Annotated in this window: 19 protein-coding genes and 1 tRNA gene; 12 read left to right on the forward strand and 8 right to left on the reverse strand. The window is 43.8% G+C overall.

Annotated features, from left to right (window positions below):
* Positions 1-16 precede the first annotated feature (16 nt).
* Positions 17-1,867 carry a DUF349 domain-containing protein gene (locus tag JZY04_RS07240; RefSeq protein ID WP_005775485.1) on the forward strand — a complete coding sequence of 617 codons (1,851 nt, stop codon included), beginning with the start codon at positions 17-19 and terminating at the stop codon, positions 1,865-1,867.
* A 143-nt stretch (positions 1,868-2,010) separates the two neighbouring features.
* On the opposite strand, the gene JZY04_RS07245 is transcribed toward JZY04_RS07240, so the two are convergent.
* Positions 2,011-2,081 (reverse strand) — tRNA-Gln (locus JZY04_RS07245).
* A 302-nt stretch (positions 2,082-2,383) separates the two neighbouring features.
* Between JZY04_RS07245 and rsfS the strand changes: the two genes are divergently transcribed.
* Genes rsfS through JZY04_RS07260 form a run of 3 tightly spaced genes read left to right on the forward strand, consistent with a single transcriptional unit; the run spans position 2,384 to position 5,635 of the window.
* The gene (rsfS, locus tag JZY04_RS07250) at positions 2,384-2,743 is read left to right on the forward strand and encodes a ribosome silencing factor (protein ID WP_005775484.1); all 360 of its coding nucleotides are present in this window, start codon (positions 2,384-2,386) and stop codon (positions 2,741-2,743) included.
* A 48-nt stretch (positions 2,744-2,791) separates the two neighbouring features.
* Complete coding sequence (gene ftsH, locus JZY04_RS07255) at positions 2,792-4,780, forward strand: ATP-dependent zinc metalloprotease FtsH (protein WP_122141683.1); 1,989 nt, start codon at positions 2,792-2,794, stop codon at positions 4,778-4,780.
* A gap of 15 nt (positions 4,781-4,795) precedes the next feature.
* Positions 4,796-5,635, forward strand: a complete 840-nt coding sequence (locus JZY04_RS07260) for a phosphatidate cytidylyltransferase (RefSeq protein WP_005775482.1) — start codon at positions 4,796-4,798, stop codon at positions 5,633-5,635.
* Positions 5,636-5,745: 110 nt separating this feature from the next.
* Here JZY04_RS07260 and JZY04_RS07265 read toward each other — a convergent pair whose 3' ends face one another.
* The 3 genes from JZY04_RS07265 to surE all read right to left on the reverse strand — a co-directional run bounded on the left by JZY04_RS07265 (position 5,746) and on the right by surE (position 8,472).
* Complete coding sequence (locus JZY04_RS07265) at positions 5,746-6,486, reverse strand: NigD-like protein (RefSeq protein WP_032537219.1); 741 nt, start codon at positions 6,484-6,486, stop codon at positions 5,746-5,748.
* Positions 6,487-6,574: 88 nt separating this feature from the next.
* A complete protein-coding gene (gene lpxB / locus JZY04_RS07270; protein ID WP_122141584.1) occupies positions 6,575-7,708 on the reverse strand; it encodes a lipid-A-disaccharide synthase in 1,134 nt (377 codons plus the stop codon).
* Positions 7,705-8,472 (reverse strand): 5'/3'-nucleotidase SurE, encoded by a 768-nt coding sequence (gene surE / locus JZY04_RS07275; protein ID WP_005775478.1) that lies wholly within the window; start codon positions 8,470-8,472, stop codon positions 7,705-7,707. Before surE ends, lpxB begins: the two co-directional genes overlap by 4 nt.
* Before the next feature lie 504 nt (positions 8,473-8,976).
* On the opposite strand from surE, the gene JZY04_RS07280 reads away from it, so the two are divergent.
* From JZY04_RS07280 to JZY04_RS07300, 5 genes are all read left to right on the forward strand, one after another.
* Positions 8,977-9,744 (forward strand): ParA family protein, encoded by a 768-nt coding sequence (locus JZY04_RS07280; protein WP_005784850.1) that lies wholly within the window; start codon positions 8,977-8,979, stop codon positions 9,742-9,744.
* An 8-nt stretch (positions 9,745-9,752) separates the two neighbouring features.
* Positions 9,753-10,643, forward strand: coding sequence for a ParB/RepB/Spo0J family partition protein (locus tag JZY04_RS07285; protein WP_005775476.1), 891 nt, complete (start codon positions 9,753-9,755; stop codon positions 10,641-10,643).
* Positions 10,644-11,513, forward strand: coding sequence for a DUF5683 domain-containing protein (locus tag JZY04_RS07290; protein WP_122141583.1), 870 nt, complete (start codon positions 10,644-10,646; stop codon positions 11,511-11,513).
* 24 nt (positions 11,514-11,537) lie between these two features.
* A complete protein-coding gene (locus JZY04_RS07295; RefSeq protein ID WP_005810436.1) occupies positions 11,538-12,836 on the forward strand; it encodes a lytic transglycosylase domain-containing protein in 1,299 nt (432 codons plus the stop codon).
* A gap of 68 nt (positions 12,837-12,904) precedes the next feature.
* Positions 12,905-15,151, forward strand: a complete 2,247-nt coding sequence (locus JZY04_RS07300) for a bifunctional (p)ppGpp synthetase/guanosine-3',5'-bis(diphosphate) 3'-pyrophosphohydrolase (RefSeq protein ID WP_122141582.1) — start codon at positions 12,905-12,907, stop codon at positions 15,149-15,151.
* Between the two features lie 43 nt (positions 15,152-15,194).
* On the opposite strand, the gene JZY04_RS07305 is transcribed toward JZY04_RS07300, so the two are convergent.
* Both JZY04_RS07305 and JZY04_RS07310 read right to left on the reverse strand, forming a co-directional pair.
* Positions 15,195-15,560 (reverse strand): MerR family transcriptional regulator, encoded by a 366-nt coding sequence (locus tag JZY04_RS07305; RefSeq protein ID WP_005775470.1) that lies wholly within the window; start codon positions 15,558-15,560, stop codon positions 15,195-15,197.
* A 14-nt stretch (positions 15,561-15,574) separates the two neighbouring features.
* On the reverse strand, positions 15,575-16,543 hold the full coding sequence (locus JZY04_RS07310) for a M23 family metallopeptidase (RefSeq protein WP_005775469.1): 969 nt from the start codon (positions 16,541-16,543) through the stop codon (positions 15,575-15,577).
* Positions 16,544-16,646: 103 nt separating this feature from the next.
* Here JZY04_RS07310 and alaS point away from each other — a divergent pair, with 103 nt between their 5' ends.
* Positions 16,647-19,265, forward strand: coding sequence for an alanine--tRNA ligase (gene alaS, locus JZY04_RS07315; RefSeq protein ID WP_122141581.1), 2,619 nt, complete (start codon positions 16,647-16,649; stop codon positions 19,263-19,265).
* Positions 19,266-19,449: 184 nt separating this feature from the next.
* Here the strand turns inward: alaS and JZY04_RS07320 are convergent, their stop codons facing one another.
* Both JZY04_RS07320 and JZY04_RS07325 read right to left on the reverse strand, forming a co-directional pair.
* Positions 19,450-20,463, reverse strand: coding sequence for a BF3164 family lipoprotein (locus JZY04_RS07320; RefSeq protein WP_101602584.1), 1,014 nt, complete (start codon positions 20,461-20,463; stop codon positions 19,450-19,452).
* 722 nt (positions 20,464-21,185) lie between these two features.
* On the reverse strand, positions 21,186-22,040 hold the full coding sequence (locus JZY04_RS07325; protein WP_005818326.1) for an AraC family transcriptional regulator: 855 nt from the start codon (positions 22,038-22,040) through the stop codon (positions 21,186-21,188).
* 149 nt (positions 22,041-22,189) lie between these two features.
* Between JZY04_RS07325 and JZY04_RS07330 the strand changes: the two genes are divergently transcribed.
* Together JZY04_RS07330 and JZY04_RS07335 are read left to right on the forward strand one after the other, a co-directional pair.
* On the forward strand, positions 22,190-23,383 hold the full coding sequence (locus JZY04_RS07330) for a multidrug effflux MFS transporter (protein WP_122141580.1): 1,194 nt from the start codon (positions 22,190-22,192) through the stop codon (positions 23,381-23,383).
* Between the two features lie 502 nt (positions 23,384-23,885).
* On the forward strand, positions 23,886-26,087 hold the full coding sequence (locus tag JZY04_RS07335; protein ID WP_122141579.1) for a GH92 family glycosyl hydrolase: 2,202 nt from the start codon (positions 23,886-23,888) through the stop codon (positions 26,085-26,087).
* The last annotated feature ends 2 nt before the right edge of the window (positions 26,088-26,089 follow it).

Here is a 26,089-nt window from a genome sequence, read left to right on the forward strand (position 1 = left end):
TAAAAACGAATATACAATGATGGACTCTCATGACACTAACCAACCTTTGAAACAAGGGGAATTAGAAGAAGAAAAAAAAGCAGTTGAGGTTTCTGAAGAGATTACAGAAACTCCGGCTGAAGAAACGATTGCTGAAAAATCAACCGAATCAGGTTCAAAACTGAACACTAAAGAAGAAGTGCTGTCCCGATTAAAAGAAGTTGCCCAAGATGCTGAAAATGCAAGTAAACAGGAGCTGGATGGTTTAAAGCAGACTTTCTATAAAATTCATAATGCCGAACTCGAGGCTGCGAAAAAGTTATTCGTAGAAAATGGTGGTGCCGAAGATGAATTTATTGCACAGCCTAACGGTGTAGAAGAAGAATTCAAAAGTTTAATGGCAGCCATCAAAGAGAAGAGAAGTGCTTTGGCTGCTGAGATTGAAAAACAGAAAGAAGAGAATCTTCAAGTCAAGCTGTCAATTATCGAAGAATTAAAAGAACTGGTGGAATCACCCGATGACGCCAATAAATCCTACAATGAATTTAAAAAGCTACAGCAACAGTGGAATGAAGTAAAGCTGGTACCACAGGCTAAAGTAAACGAGTTGTGGAAGAATTATCAACTGTATGTTGAGAAGTTCTACGATATACTAAAACTGAATAATGAATTCAGGGAATATGATTTCAAGAAGAATCTGGAAATCAAGACACACCTTTGTGAAGCTGCAGAGAAACTGGCCGACGAACAAGATGTAGTCTCCGCTTTCCATCAATTACAGAAACTACATCAAGAGTTCCGCGATACCGGCCCGGTTGCCAAAGAATTGCGTGACGAAATATGGAACCGCTTCAAAGCTGCCTCTACTGCTGTCAATCGTCGTCATCAGCAACATTTCGAAGCATTAAAAGAGAGCGAACAGCATAATCTGGATCAGAAAACAGTTATTTGCGAAATAGTAGAAGCAATCGAATTCGATCAACTGAAAACATTTGCTGCATGGGAAACCAAGACGCAAGAAGTAATCGCCCTGCAAAACAAATGGAAAACAATCGGTTTCGCTCCACAGAAAATGAACGTGAAAATCTTTGAGCGTTTCCGTAAAGCTTGCGACGAGTTCTTCAAGAAAAAAGGAGAATTCTTCAAGTCTCTGAAAGAGGGTATGAATGCCAATCTGGAAAAGAAAAAAGCATTATGTGAAAAGGCAGAAGCTCTGAAAGATAGTACCGACTGGAAAGAAACAGCCGAAGTCTTGACTAAACTACAAAAAGAATGGAAGACAATCGGCCCTGTTTCTAAAAAATATTCGGATGCAGTTTGGAAACGTTTTATCACTGCATGTGATTACTTCTTTGAACAAAAGGGCAAAGCCACCTCTTCCCAACGTTCTGTAGAACAAGAAAATCTGGAAAAGAAAAAAGCAATCATAGCCCAATTAACCTCAATTGACGAAACAACAGATGCTGATGAAGCAAGCAAAGAAGTTCGTGAATTGATGAAAGAATGGAATAATATCGGGCATGTTCCTTTCAAAGAGAAAGATAAGCTTTATAAGCAATATCACGGTTTGATTGACCAGCTTTTCGACCGATTCAATATCAGTGCATCGAACAAGAAACTGAGTAATTTCAAATCTTCTATCGGTAATATTCAAAGTGGAGGTTCGCAATCTATTTATCGTGAACGCGAAAAATTGGTTCGTACGTACGAGAACATGAAAAACGAACTCCAGACCTATGAAAACAACTTGGGCTTCCTCACTACCTCTTCCAAAAAAGGAAACAGCCTTTTGACCGAAATTAATCGTAAGGTAGAAAAGCTCAAAGCTGATCTGGAATTGGTATTGCAGAAGATAAAGGTAATTGATGAATCAATCAAAGAAGAATAAAGGAAAATAATTTTTAGTTCTATGTAAAGCGAATCAGGAGGCATAAGCCGCTTTGATTCGCTTTTTTTATATACGAAAATTAGAGATAGGAAAGAATACCAACAAAGAGAGCGAAGTTTTATATAAAAACTTCGCTCTCTTTGTTGGGCTATCTGGACTCGAACCAGAAATGACAGGACCAGAATCTGTAGTGTTACCATTACACCATAGCCCAATGTCGCTTAACGATTCACATTCTTTGTTTCTCGTTTGCGGTTGCAAAGGTACAAAGTTTTTTTTAATCACAAATACTTTTCGCTCTTTTTTTGCAAAAAAATATCTAATACGCCGGATTCCAAAGAGATGCATCCCTAAAAAAAAACAAAAAATGAAATAGATTTAGCATATAACTTTCCTTGATACAATAAATCAGCGTATATTTGTAAAAAATATCACGTTTATGACAGGAAAACAAAGAATGCCCCTTCCTTGTTATAAACAGAAACTAAACATTGATTATTTAATTTCAACCTATAAATGAACGAAACGAAAGTATTAATAGAAAAGATAACCGAAGGTATACAAGAAAAAAAAGGTAAAAACATTGTCATAGCAGATCTGACAAACATTGACGACACGATATGCCAATACTTTGTAATCTGTCAGGGGAACTCCCCCAGCCAGGTCGTTGCCATCGTAGATTCCATAAAAGAATTTACCCGAAAAGGTGCCGGCACTAAACCCTCTGCCATCGATGGACAACGAAACGCAGAGTGGGTAGCTATGGACTTTTCTGACGTATTAGTACACGTATTCCTGCCGGAGGCCAGAAACTTTTATAATTTGGAGCACCTGTGGGCAGATGCCAAACTAATTACTATTCCCGACATTGATTAATCTATCAGTATGGACAATAACAGCAAGAAAACCAACAATAAAGTAAATATGCCCAAGTTCAATCTGAACTGGATGTATATGATTATCGCCCTGATGCTTTTAGGGCTGTATTTCGCTAACGGAAACAGTTCTGTTAACAAGAACATCTCTTATGATGAATTCCAACAATACGTACGTGACGGGTATGTCAGTAAAGTGATTGGCTATGATGACAACACAGTTGAAATTTATATTAAGCCACAGTACGTAGGAGCTGTATTCAAACAAGATTCTACACGTGTAGGCCGGAATCCGATGATTACCACCGAAGCTCCTTCACGCGAAAATCTGGATAACTTCCTGCAAAAGGAAAAAGAAGAAACACATTTCGACGGTTCTGTCAGCTATGATAAGAAGAAAGACTACTTCAGCGCAATACTTTGGAATGTGCTGCCTATTGTCTTCCTGATTGCCTTGTGGATATTCTTCATGCGCCGCATGGGCAGTGGTGCCAGTGGTGGAGCAGGTGGCGTATTCAATGTAGGAAAATCGAAAGCACAGCTCTTTGAGAAAGGTGGATCCATCAAAGTGACATTTAAAGATGTAGCCGGACTGGCAGAAGCCAAACAGGAAGTAGAAGAGATTGTCGAATTCCTGAAAGAACCCCAGAAATATACGGATTTGGGAGGTAAAATTCCTAAAGGCGCCTTGCTGGTAGGCCCTCCGGGAACAGGTAAAACATTGCTTGCAAAGGCTGTAGCCGGTGAAGCCAATGTACCTTTTTTCTCTTTGGCCGGTTCCGATTTCGTTGAAATGTTTGTCGGTGTAGGTGCATCCCGCGTACGCGACCTTTTCAAACAGGCTAAGGAAAAGGCTCCCTGTATTGTTTTCATCGATGAGATTGATGCCGTAGGACGTGCCCGCGGCAAGAATCCTGCGATGGGCGGCAATGATGAACGTGAGAACACGTTGAACCAGCTGCTAACTGAAATGGACGGTTTCGGCTCAAACAGCGGTGTTATTATTCTGGCAGCCACTAACCGTGTGGATGTACTCGATAAAGCATTACTCCGTGCCGGACGATTCGACCGGCAAATTCATGTAGATTTACCGGATCTCAACGAACGTAAGGAAGTATTTGGTGTGCATTTGCGCCCCATCAAGATAGACGATACAGTAGATGTAGATCTGCTTGCCCGCCAGACCCCCGGATTTTCGGGAGCTGATATTGCAAACGTATGCAACGAAGCAGCCCTGATAGCTGCACGACATGGAAAGAAATTCGTAGGCAAACAGGATTTTCTGGATGCTGTAGACCGTATCATCGGTGGACTTGAAAAGAAAACCAAAATCACCACGGAAGCCGAACGCCGCTCTATTGCTTTGCATGAAGCCGGACACGCAAGCATCTCTTGGTTATTGGAATATGCCAACCCATTGATTAAGGTAACCATCGTTCCTCGTGGACGCGCATTGGGAGCTGCATGGTATCTGCCGGAAGAAAGGCAAATTACCACCAAAGAGCAAATGCTCGATGAGATGTGTGCCACTCTGGGCGGACGCGCAGCAGAAGATCTCTTCATTGGCCGCGTATCCAGTGGAGCTGCCAATGATCTTGAACGTGTGACCAAACAGGCTTATGGTATGATCGCCTACTTGGGAATGAGTGAAAAGTTGCCGAACTTATGCTATTATAATAATGATGAGTATTCGTTCCAACGTCCGTATAGCGAAAAGACTGCCGAACTGATTGACGAAGAGGTGAAAAGAATGGTTAACGAACAATATGAACGTGCCAAACAAATCCTCTCGGAACACAAAGAGCAGCACAACGAATTGGCGCAGCTACTGATCGATAAAGAAGTAATCTTTGCCGAAGACGTAGAACGTATCTTCGGTAAACGTCCTTGGGCTTCCCGTTCGGAAGAGATCATGGCAGCCAATAGCAAACAAGAAAATACCGCCCACTCTACGGATGGAGAAAATACCGATACTCCACAAGCAACAGAGTCTCAAGAAGACAATGCGCAACAAGAACCGGCGGCATCACAAAACTAAAAATGTAACAGCACCTTGAAAAACAACTTTTTACAACGCGCCATAACAGGAATATTATTTGTAGCCATCATAGTGGGTTGTATACTGTACGATCCACTGGCTTTCGGAACACTTTTCGTTATTGTCAGTGCTTTGACCATACGTGAGTTCGGCCATCTTGTCAATCAATCGGGGGAAGTAGCCATCAACCGGACCATCACCATGCTGGGAGGAGCTTATCTGTTCCTTGCTCTCATGGGATTCTGCATCGATGCTGCCGATTCCAAAATATTCATTCCTTATCTGGTATTGCTCATTTACCTGATGGTAAGCGAATTATACCTTAAGAAAAAGAATCCGGTACTCAACTGGGCTTATTCCATGTTGAGCCAGATGTATATCGCTCTCCCTTTTGCTTTACTGAATGTACTCGCTTTCCAGAATGATCCGGAAACAACCAGCGTCTCTTATAATCCGATATTACCGCTTTCTATATTTGTATTTCTATGGCTGAATGATACGGGCGCCTACTGCTTCGGCTCTCTGTTTGGCAAGCATCGTTTATTCGAACGTATTTCTCCGAAGAAGTCATGGGAAGGTTCTATCGGCGGCGGTATCGTAGCCATTGCCGCTTCGTTTGCATTTGCCTATTTCTTTCCGGTCATGACTTGGGCTGAGTGGGCCGGGTTGGCACTGGTCGTTGTTATTTTCGGAACTTGGGGAGACTTAACGGAGTCACTTCTGAAACGTCAATTGCAAATTAAAGATTCTGGAAGCATTTTGCCGGGACACGGTGGTATGCTCGATCGCTTCGACAGTTCGCTTATGGCCATACCGGCAGGAGTTGTCTACTTATATGCACTGACCCTGTTCTAAAATCGATAAAAAAATAATAGCCGCAAATAAAAACGGGCTACAAACGTAAAGCATCTCGCAGAATATAGCGAAACTTCCATTTGTAGCCCGTTATTTACAACTCACCCTTTTTACATTACCTGAACTTCGTTTGAAAGCTCTATATTCTTTGCACCCTCGGGTATCGGCTGTTCTTTTACATCAAAGACTACCTCAACTTCTCCGTTTTCAACAGAATTCAGTTTCACTTTAATGCCTTTCTTACCGGTCAGATCCAACGAATTCAAATTAAAAGATACCGCACCGTTTAAACAACGCTTAGTCACATCACCATACGTATTATAACGATATTCCAAATGGATATACCCGTCATCACCATCTTTAGCCATGTTTCGCGTATCGCGAACCAGACTGAAGCGATGTTTTTCTTTGGCCGGTAAGCACTGGCGAAAAATGATGTTCAGATATCCGCCTCCAATCCACATCATATCTTTATATACAAGAACAGGGTCATTGCCTATTTCCGCTTCATTGTCGGCAGTCAGGTCCTCTATTTGTTTAGTCAGGACGTCATAGTTACACTCTACTTTTACCCCATGATCGTATCCTTCATAATTATCATAAAGAGGATTGAAATAAGTAATCACACGCTGTCCGTCTATCGGCCTATAGCCCGGAATCGCAGTCGCAGCAGGCCAAAGACTTCCCCAATGGTCGGCATTCAGTGCATAAGTATCGCCACCGACTACCCGGACTGTAGCCCAGTCTCTTGCTATATCGCCCAATGAATAACCGTCACCGTCATCACACGACTGCAATGCCGGCAGTATCAGCGTCAGCATTGCCACCCAAAGTAGTTTAACTCTTTTCATATCTATTCTTAATTTATTCCTTTTACCTTATAAATAAAAAAACCGGGCATTTACTGCACCGGTTTCTGTCCTATTATTGAATAAAAAACTATTTTTTAAGCAATTTCACCATTTCGCGTGCAGCATGCCTCGGGGCTCCTGCCGGTCCGAGCAACCGTGCCATTTCTTTATAACCATCCAACATTTTCCGTCGATAGTCTTCTTGAAACAACAAACGTTTCAGCTCGTTCCGCATATTCTCCACCGTCATCGTATCAGCCACCAATTCCCTGACTACTTCCCGTCCGGCAATCAAGTTGACCAACGAGATAAACTTCACCTTCAAGATATGTTTCCGGAGGAAAGACACCAGCTTCCCTACGGGAGTATGATAGCAAACCACTTGCGGTACGCGGAAAAGTGCCGTCTCAAGAGTGGCAGTTCCGGATGTCACCAAAGCGACATCCGCCTGTTGAAGCAAGCGGTAAGTCCGGCCAAAGATTACTTGCAGATTTGTCCCTTTTACGAATTCAGCATAGTATTCCGGAGAAATGCCGGGAGCGGCAGCCAGCACAAGCTGATAATCCGGAAAAGCCGAGGCTGCCCGGATCATATCGGGGAGATTATCCTTAATCTCCTGCTTCCGGCTTCCGGCAAGCAAAGCAATGATAGGCTTATCCGCTAACTCATTATCACTGATAAAATCGGCAAATGTTTCCGGATTTGCAGCCTTGAAAGCGGTAACTTCATCCACCGTCGGATTACCAACGTAATGAATCGGGTATTGATGCCCCTCAAAAAACTCAACCTCAAAAGGGAGAATGGAGAAAAGCTCATCTACATCTCTTCTTATATTTTTGATGCGATATTCTTTCCATGCCCAAATCTTGGGAGAAATATAGTAATAAACCGGAATCTTCGTTTTCGCATGCACAAACTTGGCAATATCGAGATTAAAGCCCGGATAATCCACCAAAATAACAACATCCGGCGACCATGCCACGATGTCCTCCTTACATCTCTTCATGTTGGCAAAGATGGTTCGCAGATGCAGCAATACAGGAATAAAGCCCATGTAAGCCAGCTCCTTATAATGCTTCACCATCGTTCCTCCTACAGCAGCCATCATATCACCGCCAAAGAAACGGAATTCAGCCCGCGGATCCTCCTCTTTCAGTGCAGCCATCAAGTGAGAAGCGTGCAAATCGCCCGAGGCTTCGCCAACAATCAGATAGTATTTCATAATTCCCAGGATTTCAATTCGTCCATAAAATGATAAGCAGTCATATCCACTACCGTCGGTGTGATGGCTACATATCCGTTGGCCAACGCCCAATGATCGTTCTTCTCGTTCTCCGGTTCGTGATCGATAAACTCTCCGGTCAGCCAATAATAATTCGTATCGTCTCTCCGTGGACAGGCCTGCCACTCTCCGCTCCAGTGCCCTTTGGCCTGTTCGCAGATTTTCACTCCCTTCAGTTCCGGAGTATTGGGAAAATTCACATTGAGGCAAGTCAGTGGCGGAAGTCCCTTCTCAAGAACCATTGCCGCTATTTTCCGCACATAAGGTCCTGCAGCATCAAAATCAGCTCCGGGGGCATGATCACAAATAGAAAACCCGATAGAAGGAATTCCGTTAAGGCAACCTTCGATTACAACCCCCATCGTGCCGGAGTAGTGTACATTGGTAGCAGAATTGTCACCATGATTAATCCCACCGACAACCAGATCGGGTTCACGGTCAAGTATCTGATTTCGTGCCAGTTTTATACAATCGGCCGGCGTACCGGAACACTTATAAACAGTCAACCCCACATCTTTTTTCAATAACTGATAATGCACCGGCTGTGTCACCGTCAGTGCACATCCACTGCCGGAACGGGGGGCGTCAGGAGCCATTACTACGATTTCGCCCAGCGGACGAAGAAATTTAATCAGTTCACTAATACCTTTTGCCATAATACCGTCGTCATTGGAAACGAGGATCAAAGGCCTTTTATTTTCCATACAATCTTACCTTATCTATTATTTTATGTTTTCGAAATGCACAAAAGTAGCAAAAAGAACTTGTATCGACAACAGAACCAAATAGGAAAGCGAAGGTCTATTAATATTGTATTCACAGCAGATAAGAAACAAGAGTAGAAAACATCCGGATGTTATTGTGAAGAACATCCGGATGTTATTAGATATAACATGGGGATCTTGTTATCAAAAACATGGGGATGTTTTATCAGCTAACTCTTAATGGAAGTCTTGAAACCATCTGATGGTTAGCCATGCAGACTACCCGTTTACAAATCTTAATCTTCTGCAAGTGAGTAAAAAAAGGAATTGATATTCAATTTTAATACGTATATTTGCGAGCTAAAAAGAGAAAAAATGCCCGTATCTCGCCTGGCAGTTATTAACAAAACAGGTGACTTATCAACAGATTAAGCAAAGTTTCTATTTTTTAGTAGGCGCTCTGAGGATTTATCACTTATTTCGCTGCCAATAAATTTAGATAATATGGGAAAAATAATTGCTTTGGCCAATCAAAAAGGTGGTGTAGGAAAAACAACGACTACGATTAACCTCGCAGCTTCGCTGGCTACGCTTGAAAAGAAAGTACTGGTTGTTGATGCAGACCCACAGGCAAATGCCTCTTCCGGATTGGGAGTCGACATCAAGCAATCCGAATGTACTATCTACGAATGCATTATCGACAGAGCCAACGTACAGGACGCTATTCATGACACTGAAATTGATTCGCTGAAAGTCATTTCATCGCACATCAATCTGGTAGGCGCCGAAATTGAAATGCTAAATCTCAAAAACCGCGAAAAGATACTGAAAGAAGTGCTGACTCCGTTAAAGGAAGAGTATGATTATATTTTGATAGACTGTTCTCCTTCGCTGGGATTGATCACAATCAACGCCCTGACGGCAGCAGACTCGGTGATTATCCCCGTACAGGCAGAATACTTTGCCCTCGAGGGAATCAGCAAACTGCTGAATACCATCAAGATTATCAAATCAAAACTGAACCCGGCACTCGAAATAGAAGGCTTCCTGCTGACGATGTACGACTCACGCCTGCGCCAAGCCAACCAGATCTATGACGAAGTGAAACGCCACTTTCAGGAACTGGTGTTCAAAACCGTCATCCAGCGCAACGTGAAGCTCAGTGAAGCACCCAGTTACGGACTGCCCACCATCTTATATGATGCAGAATCTACCGGAGCAAAAAATCACCTGGCACTGGCTAAGGAACTAATAAGCAGAAATAGTAAATAAACGAAGATATGGCAACACAAAGAAGAAATGCATTAGGCCGCGGGCTCGACGCCCTGCTCTCCATGGAGGAGGTGAAAACCGAAGGTTCTTCGTCTATTAACGAAATAGAACTGTCGAAAATCTCCGTCAACCCCAACCAGCCACGTCGCGAATTTGATGAAACGGCACTGGAAGAGTTGGCCGATTCGATCAGGGAAATAGGAATTATCCAACCCATCACCCTGCGCAAAGTCTCGGACGACGAGTACCAGATCATTGCCGGGGAACGTCGCTACCGCGCTTCACAGAAAGCCGGACTGGACACGATTCCTGCATACATCCGCACAGCCGATGATGAAAACGTGATGGAGATGGCGCTGATAGAAAATATACAGCGCGAGGATCTTAATTCGGTAGAAATCGCACTGGCTTACCAACACTTGATAGAGCAATATGACCTGACACAGGAACGGTTAAGTGAACGTGTCGGCAAGAAACGCACAACCATTGCCAACTATCTGCGTCTGCTCAAATTGCCTGCACCGATACAAATGGCATTGCAGAACAAACAGATAGACATGGGACATGCCCGGGCATTGATCACACTGGGCGACCCGAAACTACAAGTTAAAATTTTCGAAGAAATTCTGGAACACGGATACTCTGTCCGCAAAGTAGAAGAAATAGTAAAATCACTGAGCGAAGGAGAAGCCGTGAAGAGCGGAACCAAAAAGATTACCCCGAAGCGGGCCAAACTGCCCGAGGAATTCAACATGCTGAAACAACATCTATCGGGATTCTTTAACACCAAGGTACAACTGACTTGCTCTGAAAAGGGCAAAGGGAAGATCAGTATTCCTTTTAGTAATGAAGAGGAACTGGAACGTATCATGGAAATCTTCGACTCACTGAAGAAATAAATGACGAAAAAAAGTAAAACATATCAGCTATACATTGCCCTGCTTCTCTGTTTCTTTCAGGTAGCAGGGATTGATGTGTATGCACAGGAGCCTGTAAAAACAGTCCAGGATTCCATCTCTCCGGTCCGCGAGGCTCCTAAAGCACGGGCACGCCGCCATCGTGAACCGGTAGTTTCTTCGCCGGTCGCCGACAGTGTGAAAGTGAATAAAGCGGTTATCCTCCCGCCGATAGACAGTTTGGAAAACCGGAAACCCGCCATTGTTACGGCAGACAGCCTCGAGGAAGTCAACCGGCAGAACCTGGAAAAGATAGAAACACCTGTCATTCCGTCAGTCGTAAAGACAGATAGCCTGCCGCCTCCCATCATGCCTAAAAAAATGTTCGTACCTAACCCAACAAAAGCAACCTGGTATGCCATCGTGTTTCCGGGTGGCGGACAGATATATAACCGCAAATACTGGAAACTACCTATTATATATGGTGGATTCGCCGGATGCGCCTACGCATTAAGCTGGAACGGGAAAATGTATAAGGACTATGCTCAAGCTTATATGGATATTATGGACAATAATCCAAATACGAACAGCTATCAGGATTTACTTCCGCCGAATCACAATTACACCGATACCCAGCTGAAAGATATACTCCGCAAACGGAAAGATACGTATCGCCGTTATCGTGACCTCAGTATATTCGCTGTCATCGGCGTGTATCTGATTTCCGTTATCGACGCCTATGTAGACGCGGAGTTATCCAATTTCGACATATCACCCGACCTAAGCATGAGGGTGGAACCTACTATTATAAATAATAACCCGTTACAACCCGGCAGTAAGTCGGTAGGCGTGCAATGCAGCCTCAGATTTTAACCCATGAAGATTGAACAAATAAGAATGAAGAAATTAGCAAACTATTGCCCCCTGATTTTATTGTTTTTGTTTGCCACCCCAAAGGTAAACGCACAGAGTGTAGACGTAGTGATTCGCGACAACGGCAAAGAACGCCAGGAAAGCATCGAGCTTCCGAAAAGTATGACTTATCCCCTCGATAGTCTGCTCAACGACTGGAAAGCCAAAAACTACATTGACTTAGGAAAAGATTGCAGTACGGCGGAAATCAATCCGTTGTTCAGTGACTCCGTATATATCGACCGCTTATCGCGTATGCCGACCGTAATGGAGATGCCATACAACGAAATCGTACGTAAGTTCATCGATATGTATGCCGGCCGCCTGCGAAATCAGGTATCTTTTATGCTGAGTGCCTGCAACTTCTACATGCCTATCTTCGAAGAAGCTCTCGATGCGTATAATCTGCCATTGGAGCTGAAGTATTTACCTATCATCGAATCGGCTCTGAACCCGTCGGCAGTATCACGCGCAGGTGCAGGAGGTTTGTGGCAGTTCATGATAGGAACCGGCAAAATGTACGGGCTGGAATCGAACAGCCTGGTGGACGACCGTCGTGACCCGATAAAGGCAACTTGGGCAGCAGCACGCTACCTGAAAGATTTATATGATATTTATCATGACTGGAATCTTGTGATCGCAGCATACAATTGCGGACCGGGCACCATCAACAAAGCCATCCGCCGTGCAGGAGGAGAAACCGACTATTGGAGCATCTATAACTACTTGCCCAAAGAAACAAGAGGATATGTACCGGCATTTATAGCAGCCAACTATGTAATGACCTATTACTGCGATCATAATATCTGTCCGATGGAAACCGATATTCCGGAAAGCACCGATACGATTCAGGTAAACAAAAACCTTCACTTCCAACAGATTGCCGACTTGTGCAATGTTCCGATGGATCAAATCAGAAGTCTCAATCCACAATACAAAAAAGAGATAATTCCGGGTGAAAGCAAACCTTATACTTTGCGCCTTCCACAAAACGCCGTAAGTTCGTTCATCGATCGCCAGGACACTATTTACGCCCACCGTGCCGACGAATTATTCAAAAACCGACGTACAGTAGCCATTAAAAATGACAGTCCTGCTTCCAGAAGGAAAGGTAGCTCTGCCAAAGCAGGCAATGGTACACCTACATATTATAAAATCAAAAATGGAGACACCTTGGGAGCTATTGCAGCAAAATATGGTGTACGCGTAAAAGATCTTCAAAGTTGGAATGGACTGCGGGGAACTAACATTTCCGCAGGAAAACGTTTGAAAATATACAAATAAATCCCCTTTCGCTTGCCTGATGTTTAAATTTGATTATTTTTGCAGAAAAGGAACGAAAGGACTAAATTATGGACACTGAGAACCAGAAAGAAATAGCTGAAGAGCAAATGATTGAACAAGCTTTTCAAGAATTGCTGAACGATTATCTTGCTACCAAGCACCGTAAACGTATTGAGATTATAACCAAGGCCTTTAATTTTGCCAATCAGGCACATAAAGGCATCAAACGACGCTCCGGGGAGCCTTATATCATGCACCCCATTGCCGTCGCAAAAATCGTATGCAACGAAATCGGGCTTGGTTCGACTTCCATTTGTGCTGCCCTTTTGCACGATGTCGTAGAAGATACCGACTATACGGTAGAAGATATCGAAAACATTTTCGGAGCTAAAATCGCACAAATTGTCGACGGGCTAACTAAAATTTCCGGAGGTATCTTTGGTGACCGCGCTTCGGCACAGGCAGAGAACTTTAAAAAGCTCCTGCTCACCATGTCCGATGACATCCGGGTGATCTTAATCAAAATAGCCGACCGTCTGCACAACATGCGTACCCTCGGCTCTATGTTACCCAACAAACAGTATAAGATCGCAGGCGAAACATTGTATATTTATGCACCTCTTGCCAACCGCCTGGGACTGTATAAGATCAAAACAGAGCTGGAAAACCTCAGTTTCAAATATGAACATCCTGAAGAATATCAGGAAATTGAAGAAAAGCTGAACGCAACAGCGGCCGAACGTGACAAGGTATTTAATGAATTCACCGCCCCGATACGAAAGCAACTGGATAAGATGGGACTAAAATACCGTATCCTGGCACGCGTGAAATCAATCTACTCCATTTGGAACAAAATGCAAACCAAGCATGTTCCCTTTGAAGAAATTTATGACCTGCTGGCTGTACGAATTATCTTCGAACCACGCAATATGGAGGAGGAACTGAATGATTGTTTTGACATCTATGTCTCAATCTCTAAAATCTATAAACCCCACCCCGACCGCCTGCGCGACTGGGTGAGCCACCCGAAAGCCAATGGATACCAGGCACTGCATGTCACCTTGATGGGAAACAACGGACAATGGATCGAGGTCCAGATACGTAGCGAACGGATGAACGATGTAGCCGAACAAGGATTTGCCGCCCACTGGAAATATAAAGAAGGAGGAGGCAGCGAAGATGAAGGTGAATTGGAAAAGTGGCTGCGTACTATTAAAGAAATACTCGACGATCCGCAACCGGACGCCATCGACTTCCTCGATACAATCAAATTGAATTTATTTGCTTCGGAGATTTTTGTCTTCACTCCGAAAGGAGAGCTTAAAACCATGCCACAGAACTCTACTGCGCTGGATTTTGCATTCTCCCTGCACACAGATATAGGAAGCCATTGCATCGGCGCCAAAGTCAATCATAAACTGGTGCCCCTAAGCCATAAATTACAAAGTGGAGATCAGGTGGAGATACTGACATCCAAGTCGCAACGTGTACAGCCACAATGGGAAGTATTTGCCACTACTGCAAGGGCAAGGGCAAAGATTGCAGCTATTCTGCGTAAAGAACGAAAAACCTTCCAGAAAGAAGGAGAAGAATTGTTGAACGAATTCTTTAAGAAAGAAGAGATCCGTCCGGAAGCAGCTATCATCGAGAAGTTATGCAAACTGCATAACATGAAGAATGAAGAAGAATTCCATGTAGCCATCGGCAACAAAACCATCGTATTGGGAGACGCCGACAAGAATGAACTGAAGGAGAAGCAAAGCAGTAACTGGATGAAGTATCTGACTTTCTCTTTTGGCAACAACAATAAAGACAAACAGCAGGAAGAAAAAGAACCGCAAGAAAAAGAGAAGATTAATACCAAACAGATTCTTAAACTGACGGAAGATGCCCTGCAAAAGAAATATATCATGGCCGAATGTTGTCATCCCATCCCCGGTGACGACGTACTGGGATATATGGATGAAAACGACCGCATCATCATCCATAAACGCCAATGTCCGGTAGCGGCTAAGTTAAAAAGCAGTTATGGCAACCGTATCATTGCCACAGAATGGGATACACACAAGAAACTTTCTTTCCTGGTATATATTTATGTAAAAGGCATAGATAATGTAGGATTACTGAACGAAATCACGCAGGTCATTTCACGCCAACTGAACGTTAATATCCGAAAGCTGGACATGGAGACCAATGACGGCATTTTTGAAGGAAAAGTACAGTTATACGTGCACGATGTGGAAGACGTAAAAGCCATTTGCAACAATTTGCGCAAGATTCCAAATATAAAGTCAGTGACACGTGTAGAAAACTAATGAACCATCAGCGATGAACGATAACAGGAGTACCAACCTGCGTTCATCGTTCCTCTCCGTTCGTCGTTGAAAATCTATCAAGGGCATTCCTCATTCCAAGCAGTTCTTCTCTAATCTGCTTAAGACGATTGATAATCTCAAAGTTCCGGATTGTTGCCTCTCTATTATCTTTCAATTTTTGGCGGGCTCCGGGTAAAGTCATCCCCCGTTCCTTCACCAAGTGATAAATCAGACGGATGGTTTCTACATCCTCTTTCCGGTATTGGCGCACCCCACGGCTACCCTTTTTAGGGGCAATTTGCGGAAACTCCTTCTCCCAAAAACGAAGCAACGACTCATTGACATCGAACATCTGGGCAACTTCACTGATAGAGTAATATAATTTCAGATCCCTTTCTGTATTTTGCATAATTCTCTTTTTGTTTAGTCAAACACTTTACCGTGGTTGGCGGCTATCTGAATCATACGTTCATAATCTTCCGCACTTAAATCCATGAAGTAATAATTAACCGGATTCACCACTTGCCCCTTGACATGCACTTCGTAATGCAAATGCGGTCCGGTGCTCTTTCCGGTGCTTCCCACTCCGGCAATCACCTCACCGCGTACCACTTTTTTACCCAGTTTAGTACGAAACTCCTGCAAATGAGCATAACGGGTACGATACCCGAAGCCATGATCAATCTCAACAGTATTGCCATAACCGGTCTCCCACCCCATTTTCACCACTGTCCCGTCACCAGTGGCATACACATCCGTCCCGGGATGAGCAGAAAAGTCCATACCGGCATGAAACTTCGTCGTTCCGTAAATAGGGTCGATACGTGTACCATAGCCGGAAGCTGTCTTCCGAAGATCTTTATTAGATATCGGCTGGATGGCAGGAATACACTTTAACATCTGGTCATGATTTTTACACATCGCCACCACATCGTCAAACGACTTGGATTGTATATAAAGTTGCTTACTCAGCACGTCCATCTTCTGAGTCGTATTAACCACCAGTTTTGAGTTGGCCATATCCATCAGTTCTTCATAACGGTTCGTACCGCCATAGCCCGCCTGACGAATGGCCGGTGAAACGGGATCGGCCATAAAAATGACCCTGTAAAGGTTATCATCACGTTGCTGAATGTCCTGAAGCACTCCCATTGCTTCGTCAAGACGACGAGAAAGAACATTATATTGTGCCAAAAGTTGGCTATTCTCTTTCCGCAACTCCTTCTCTGAAGGAGAACCGAAAATCAGTAACAATATAATGAAACTGCCGGCCCCCAGCCCCATCCCGATAAAAAGACGGCGGAGAATGCTCAATGCCCGTTGTCGGACAGTCGGATAAATCCGGTCATAAGTCTGCGTTTGCGGATTATAGATATAGTAAACTTTGCGCATCTTATAAATATTTCGCTTGTTAATACGGCAAAAATAATAAAAACAAGCTATCTTTGCACTGCTTTTTTCAGAATATTAACCTCAACAATAGATATATAGAAGTATGTTGACTGCAAAAGAAACCAGAGATTCGTTTAAGAATTTCTTCGAGTCAAAAGGACATCAGATTGTTCCTTCGGCTCCGATGGTGATTAAAGATGACCCTACCCTGATGTTTACCAATGCAGGGATGAACCAGTTTAAAGATATTATTTTGGGTAACCACCCGGCGAAATACCACAGAGTCGCGGACTCGCAAAAATGTCTTCGCGTAAGCGGAAAGCACAATGACCTTGAAGAAGTGGGACACGATACGTATCATCACACCATGTTCGAAATGCTGGGTAACTGGTCATTCGGCGATTATTTCAAGAAAGAAGCCATCAGCTGGGCATGGGAATATCTGGTAGATGTATTGAAGCTGAACCCGGAACACCTGTATGCCACGGTGTTCGAAGGAAGCCCCGAAGAAGGGCTGGAACGTGATAACGAAGCAGCTTCCATCTGGGAACAATTCCTTCCCAAAGACCATATCATCAACGGCAACAAGCATGATAACTTTTGGGAAATGGGTGATACAGGCCCCTGCGGTCCTTGCTCGGAGATCCACATCGACCTCCGCCCGGCTGAAGAACGTGCTAAGATTTCAGGACGCGATTTGGTGAACCATGATCATCCCCAGGTAATAGAAATCTGGAACCTCGTATTCATGCAATACAACCGCAAGGCCGACAGCAGCCTCGAACCGCTACCGGCAAAAGTTATCGATACCGGTATGGGATTCGAACGTCTTTGCATGGCTTTGCAAGGTAAAACATCCAATTACGACACTGACGTATTCCAGCCACTGATCAAATCAATCGCTCAAATGGCGGGAACAGAATATGGCAAGAATGAGCAGAACGACATCGCTATGCGTGTGATTGCCGACCATATCCGTACTATCGCTTTCTCAATCACCGACGGACAATTGCCGTCGAATGCCAAAGCCGGTTATGTGATTCGTCGTATCCTCCGCCGTGCCGTTCGCTACGGATATACATTCCTTGGACAGAAACAAGCGTTTATGTACAAATTGCTTCCGGTTCTGATTGACAGCATGGGTGATGCTTATCCGGAACTGATTGCTCAAAAAGAGTTGATCGAAAAGGTTATCAAAGAAGAAGAAGAATCATTCCTACGCACTTTGGAAACCGGTATCCGCTTGCTCGACAAAACCATGGCGGACACAAAAGCCACCGGAAAAACAGAAATCAGTGGCAAAGACGCCTTTACGCTGTATGATACGTTTGGTTTCCCGCTCGATCTGACAGAACTGATTCTGCGTGAAAACGGCATGACAGTAAACACAGTGGAATTCGACGCCGAAATGCAACAGCAAAAACAACGTGCACGCAACGCCGCTGCCATTGAAACAGGCGACTGGATTATTTTGAAAGAAGGCACAACAGAATTCGTAGGGTATGACTATACAGAATATGAAACCTCTATTCTGCGTTATCGCCAGGTGAAACAGAAAAATCAGACTCTGTACCAAATCGTATTAGATTATACCCCGTTCTATGCAGAAAGCGGTGGTCAGGTAGGTGACACCGGTGTATTGGTAAGTGAGTTCGAAACTATTGAAGTGATCGACACTAAAAAAGAAAACAATCTTCCGATACACATAACAAAAAAACTTCCCGAACATCCGGAGGCTCCGATGATGGCTTGTGTAAACACCGACAAACGTGCAGCTTGTGCAGCCAATCACTCTGCCACTCACTTACTGGACGAAGCACTCCGTGAAGTATTGGGAGAACATGTTGAACAGAAAGGCTCCTTGGTAACTCCGGATTCTCTGCGCTTCGACTTCTCTCACTTCCAGAAAGTAACGGATGAAGAAATCCGCAAAGTGGAGCATTTGGTAAATGCAAAGATACGTGCCAATGTTCCATTGCAGGAACATCGCAACATCCCTATCGAAGAAGCTAAAGAACTGGGGGCAATCGCCCTGTTCGGTGAAAAGTATGGTGACCACGTACGTGTTATCCAGTTCGGCTCCTCCATTGAATTCTGTGGAGGTACTCACGTTGCTGCTACCGGAAACATCGGTATGGTAAAAATTATCTCTGAGAGTTCAGTAGCTGCCGGCGTACGCCGTATCGAAGCATATACCGGAGCCCGCGTAGAAGAAATGCTGGATACGATCCAGGATACTTTGAACGATTTGAAAGCTCTTTTCAACAATGCTCCCGACCTTGGCGTAGCCATTCGTAAGTATATCGATGAAAACGCAGGGCTGAAAAAACAGGTGGAAGACTTTATGAAAGAGAAAGAAGCCGCCGTCAAAGAACGCCTGCTGAAGAATGTACAAGAGATTAACGGCATAAAAGTCATTAAGTTCTGCCTGCCGATGCCCGCGGAAGTAGTGAAGAACATCGCTTTCCAACTCCGTGGCGAAATTACAGAGAACCTATTCTTTGTAGCCGGAACAGTTGATGCCAACAAGCCAATGCTGACGGTCATGATCAGCGATAATCTGGTTGCAGGCGGATTGAAAGCAGGTAATCTGGTAAAAGAAGCTGCCAAACTGATTCAAGGTGGCGGTGGCGGTCAACCTCACTTTGCGACAGCCGGCGGTAAGAATCCGGACGGACTGAACGCTGCTGTTGAAAAGGTACTGGAACTGGCAGGTATCTAAAAAGTCCCGACTCTCCACGAGAAGGGAACCACGCTGTCCGAAAGTTTCCATATAAAGCTGGAAGTCAGATCAAACCTCATAGTCTCCCGAGTAAAGAGCCCGGTATTGTGCCGGGCTCTTTCTATTTCATTCCCCCTTCATCGGACGCAAATATCATAAACTCACTTTATCCAATGGCAAAGCATTATTTACCGACTTCATAAGTATATATCTTATATGGCTCCTGTGTATTCAATGCATACAACCGACCGTCGGGAGAGACAGTAAAATTATCATAGATTTTATCAAATAAAAATCTCTTTTTCAGTTTTCCCTCCCAATCCCATACTTGCAATTCCGGTATTGCTCCTTCACTATATATTACTTTCTCAGTAACTCCTTGATAAAAAAGAACGTAAATTGCATCATCAGTAGCCACAGCCTTGCGCCAATAAGGATACACACTTTGTTCCCTGAACTTTTCATACGTATTATGCCTGTCCGGAATATCCTGCAACCTAATTTCCTGCAACAGCTCTCCCTTTATACTATACTTTCGTATAAGATTATGATACAAATAAAAATCCAATATAACCTTCTTTCCCATTTTTCCCGCTGTAAACTTATAATCGAATTTTGCTTGCTCCATCTTCTCTAAATCCGTAGAAGGATAATCTCCAAAAGGGGTAAATTCCCCTTTAGAATATATGAAATGCTCTTTACCCGAAGCTCCATCCGTTTTACCGCTCATGATATAATGCCCATGATCCAATCGAACCAGCTGATTTATTGCATCCGAAACGGCTATCGGAATATTATTTAGTATACAAATGCCCCTGTTTTCAATCTTGATTTCTCGTTCTATATCAGAATCTAAGATAAAGAAACTGGAATCGGAACTTGTAAAGTAATCAGCGCGGGGACGAATCAGCTCATTGGGGCCTCCGCCTATATACCCCGATGAAAACTCATACTTCAAGCTGTCTGACGTCCAGAAAGAAAGTGTCGGATTGTTTTTTACCTCAACCAATATCAAGTGATGATCAAAATAAAAAAGTCCGCGCGGATATAAGATATTGGTAGAATCTAAGTCAAATTCACGAAAAGAACAGAGTCCCAACTCCGCATCATTCAAACTTATTTCCTTAAAATGGGGAGAGGAGCAACCTGAACATAATATCATTGGCAATATACATGCCCAAAAACAAATATATTTCATACAATTTCTTTTTGAGGAAGAAAAAGTGTTTTTTGATGTAAATCACCTTTTTCCCGAAATTAGTTTTTCATAGTCCTGTTACTATGGTTGCAATAATAGCAAGAATAACCCGGAAAAGCAAGAATTATCTTTTTTATTCTACTCCCACTACGCGGCTCTTTCATTTACCCCGCCTTCTTCTCATACAAAAAACACGTTTCGATCTTCCATCTTCCACCTTTTAGAATGCATATCGTTGATTGTGAGATGTATATATTGATGGAAGATGCGGTTTTTATACCATTTATCTTCCACCCCCATCTTCCACCCGCTGTTTTAGGGGAAATTTCAGTAGTAACGGTTTGGAAAACAAATGGATATATCCAATTTCTTATCCGTTTATCTCTCTAAAAGCATTTCATTTCCCTTACTCTCTTTAGTGCAAATGGTCGGATCTTTATCTCAGCCCGGGTATGCGGGCTCATCGGCCCGGGCATGTGGGCTCATCAGCCCAGGTATGCGGGATGGGATAAAGAGTTGTATGATAATGGTTAATCTGCTGGATTTCTTCGGTAATAGTCGGCCGGATTCTTTCTTAAAAAAGAAACAACGAAGCACTGCTTCCGCATCGCTGTGTGCGAATGGAAGGTTTTGTGGGGGAGGCAAGGGAGGAAGACGGTTGTTAAATGAAAGAGCCATGCTCCCACTATTACAATAACGGAGAAGAGTGGGCAGACTCAGCCTCATCCGAGATTCTTTATCGCCCGAAATTCTTTTGGAGAGATACCTGTATTCTTCTTAAAGAAATGTGTCAAATAGGATTGATCCGGAAAATGCAGTTGCTCAGCTATCTCTGTTACAGATAGACGGGGTTCATTCAACAGTACCTTTATTTCAGCCACCAACTGTTCATCAATAAGCTGCTTGGGTTTCTTTCCATCTAAATGCCGAACTGTAATTTTATGCAGGTAACGAGACGATATACAAAGTTTTCCGGCATAAAAAGCTACCTGATGTTCATGCATACTATATTCGCGGATCAATTGCATAAACCGGTGGCAGAGTAATTGAGTACGGCTATATTGCTTGCTGACAGCCAACTTTTCCGGAATCGTATTAAACAGCCACATGAGCAAACTTTGCAAAAAATTGTGCTCTTGTTGTCCTCTGAACTGCGGCATCGGTTCGGTAAACAACATTTGTGCCATATCCATCCACAAATTGATCTGGCGCCAAGTCTTCTGACTTCGTTCGTCAGCAGTATGGCGGTAACAGGGATGTTCGTGAGTATAATTAAAGTAGGGTGTATCAATAGGTAACATGGCATTTAGAAATGCTTCTTTAGGAAACATCAACATTTTCACCTGCAAATCTTCGGAAGCTTCAAGCACTTGCAGCAAGCTACCGGTCAGGAAGATCAGTTCTGTCTGTTCATTAAATATATATTTCTGCACACCGGTAGAGACAACGGCTTCCCCCCGCGTACAAATCAGATAGATACCACACCGGAAATGATATGGAGTCGATATCAAAGAAGTCAGATCGGTCTCTTCATATCGGATCGTTTTCGTATCGGCAAGCAATTGGTCTGTTTTCATAAAAGTCTGTTTTAGGCAACAAATGTAGGTTTATTTTTTGTATTCGGACTATTTTGTTCTGAAAACAACATATTTTGTACAGATTAGCCTACGTCCGGTTCCTAACAAATGAAGTAATTTTGCGACTGTATTGATCAAAGAGAATAGCAATGACTGACAGACAGAATTCCAGACGGTTCTTATTATTATTTTTAGGTGTATTAAGTGCCTTCGGTCCTTTTATAATGGATATGTATTTGCCTACCCTGCCAGCTATGGCAGATTTTTTCCAGACTTCATCTTCCATGGTACAATTAGGACTCACAACCAGTATGATTGGTTTGGCTGCCGGACAATTAATCTTCGGTCCCCTGAGTGACAAGTACGGACGGCGTTCTCCATTACTTCTGGCTATGATTCTGTTCCTGCTCGCTACGCTGGGATGTATCTTTTCACACACCATTTCACTATTTGTGGTATCCCGATTCTTACAAGGCATTGCCGGAGCAGGTGGTGTCGTGATTTCCCGCTCCATAGCTACCGACGAGTATTCGGGACACCAACTGGCCGGTATGCTCGCCATTATCGGGGGAATAAACGGAATTGCTACAGTCGTTGCCCCCATCGGAGGAGGTATTCTGGCCCAGATAACAGGCTGGCAAGGCATTTTTATCTGCTTATTCCTTATGGGAGTGGCTCTCCTATCCGGAAGTCTGCACCTGAATGAGTCACTTCCGACAGAACACAGACAGGCTGTGAGTTGGCAAGCCCTATACCATCGTTTTTGGGAAGTCCTCCGCAACCGCCGTTATGTTGGCTACGTCCTGCAATATGGCTTTACCATGGGAATATTGTTTGCCAATATCTCTTCTGCACCATTCATCATGCAGCAACACTACGGACTCTCTCCCCTATCGTTCAGCCTCTGCTTTGGAATCAATGCGATAGCAATGGTTATCTCTTCAGCAATATCGATAAAATTGCCTACTATGGAACGGGCTTTATATATAGGAAGCCGGGGCATGTTGTTAGTATCTGCGCTGTCAATGGTGCTCTTGCCTCTGGGTTGTGATTTTTGGATCTACGAGTTATTGATCTTCGCTCTACTCTCCATGATTGGCATGACTTTTACGGCATCCAACACATTAGCTATGGAGTGTGAGCGACGGAATGCAGGCATTGCTTCGGCACTTTTGGGAGCCACCGGGTTTGCATTCGGAGGTATCGTATCGCCCCTGGTAAGTTTAGGAGATATGATGACCTCTACCGGAATATTGTTTTTAGCAGGTTCTGTTTGTACCTATGCGTGCACGCGATATGTATTGTCACGATCCGCTCAGCCCTCCGGACTGCTATATCATTGAAAGCTTTCACATTCAAATATCTCTTCCTGACAAACGTCAAAAGGAAGTTCCAAATCCAATACGACTTACAGAAGATAAAGTCGAAGCGTAGCATAAATTACAATTCACCTATAAACAGACCTTTAACTGCCCAAACATTAGTTTAAAAGCAAAAGGTCCTTCCTTTAAAACCAATGCCCCTTCGGTTTTAAACCAATGATTCCCTTCCTTTAAACCACCTATAGGAACTCTGCACAAATCACACTTATACATTCGATCGCCCAGGGGGAAGAAGTACTTTATCTATACATATCTATTTTCAAAACACAAAGAAGAGATAACCGAAACGGAAAATGTATTGTCTACACTCAGCAGTTTAAAATAGCAGTCCTCCTACCCCGTAATAACGAACCGAAAAACAAAAAGACGAATCAATCCACACACAAGTTCTTTCGTTTTACATTTATATTCTCTACCTTTGTACACTGAATCAATCAATTACTAAAATTCTAACCCAAGCCGCATGAAAGCATTTTTTCATTTATCATTTATTCTTTTATTCGTATTCACAGCCTGTACGTCTGCCCCCAAGCAGACAACCACTGATTACACACAATATGTAAACCCATTTATCGGAACAGACTTCACCGGTAACACATATCCCGGAGCGCAAGCACCCTTCGGCATGGTTCAGCTTAGTCCGGACAACGGACTGCCCGGCTGGGACCGCATTTCAGGATATTTCTATCCCGACAGCACAATTGCCGGGTTCGGCCATACCCATCTTTCGGGTACGGGAGCCGGAGACTTATATGACATTTCGTTTATGCCTGTCACCTTGCCCTACAAAGAAGCAGAAGCTCCGTTGGGCGTCTACTCCAAATTTTCCCATCAGGACGAAAGCGCCACGGCAGGATATTATCAGGTACTGCTGAAAGATTATGGAATCAATGTAGAATTGACAGCCACCGAACGGTGTGGCATTCAGCGTTACACTTTTCCCGAAGCGAAAGCCGCTATCTTCCTCAACCTGAAAAAGGCTATGAACTGGGACTTCACCAACGACTCTCACATAGAAGTAATAGATTCGGTGACTATTCAGGGATATCGCTTTTCCGACGGATGGGCACGAAATCAACACGTATACTTCCGCACCCGCTTCTCCAAGCCTTTTGCTGCCGTACAGATGGATACTACCGCCATTATGAAAGACGGTAAACGAATAGGTACCGCTACTGTAGCCCGTTTCGATTTTGACACGAAAGACGGTGAACAGATTCTTGTCAATACAGCACTGTCAGGCGTAAGCATGGAAGGTGCCGCCAAGAACCTGACAGCTGAAGTGCCTGAAAATGATTTTGAAAAATACCGTGAGGCTGCCCGTGACAACTGGAACAGGCAGCTCTCTAAAATAGAAATCAAAGGTGGCAACAAAGACGACCGGGTAAACTTCTACACTGCGATGTACCACAGTATGCTTGCCCCCACCATCTACAGCGATGTGGACGGTGCTTACTACGGACCGGATAAAAAGATACATCAAGCAGACGGATGGGTGAACTACAGCACTTTCTCACTGTGGGATACATATCGTGCCGCACATCCTCTGTTTACATATACCGAACCGGAACGAGTGAACGACATGGTGAAATCATTTCTTGCATTCTACGAACAGAACGGGCGTTTACCGGTCTGGAACTTTTATGGAAGTGAAACCGACATGATGATCGGTTATCATGCCGTTCCCGTAATTGTGGATGCTTATTTAAAAGGTATAGGCAATTTCGATCCCGAAAAAGCACTGGAAGCCTGTGTAGTTACCGCCAATCTGGACAACTATCGCGGAATAGGTGCTTACAAAAAACTGGGCTATGTCCCCTTCAATGAAAAAGACAGTTATAATGCCGAAAACTGGTCATTGTCTAAAACACTGGAATATGCCTACGATGATCACTGCATAGCCCGTATGGCAGAAAAACTGGGAAAGAAAGAGATTGCGGACGAATTTTATAAGCGGTCGCAGAATTATCGCAATGTGTATAACCCTGCCACCTCGTTTATGCAGCCACGTGATGACAAAGGAGAATTCCAGAAAGACTTTGAAGCAGACGCTTATACTCCTCACATCTGTGAAAGCAACGGCTGGCAATACTTCTGGTCAGTACAACACGATGTAGACGGACTGATCAGCCTGGTCGGAGGAAAAGAACGCTTTACCCAAAAGCTGGACAGCATGTTCACCTTCCATCCCTCGGCTGATGACGAACTTCCTCTGTTCAGCACCGGAATGATCGGACAATACGCACACGGCAATGAACCCAGCCACCACGTCATCTACTTATACAATGCAGTAGGTCAGCCTTGGAAGACTCAGGAGTATGTAGCCAAAGTGATGAACGAACTTTACCAGAACACTCCTGCCGGACTTTGTGGTAATGAAGACTGCGGGCAAATGTCTGCCTGGTATGTATTCAGCGCTATGGGATTCTATCCCGTCGATCCGATAAGCGGTAAATATGAGATAGGCACTCCCCTTTTCCCGGAAATACAAATGCACCTCGGCAACGGAAAAACATTCACTGTCAAAGCTCCCGCAGTCAACAAGGAAAACATTTATATCCTGTCAACCAAGTTGAATGGGAAGCCCTATGATAAGAGTTATATTACACATGAACAGATCATGAGTGGTGCAACCCTTGAATTTGAGATGGGAAAAAAGAGGTAATA

Source organism: Bacteroides sp. 11BF (assembly GCF_019633765.1).
In the GTDB taxonomy this organism is placed as follows: Bacteria; Bacteroidota; Bacteroidia; order Bacteroidales; family Bacteroidaceae; genus Bacteroides; species Bacteroides hominis.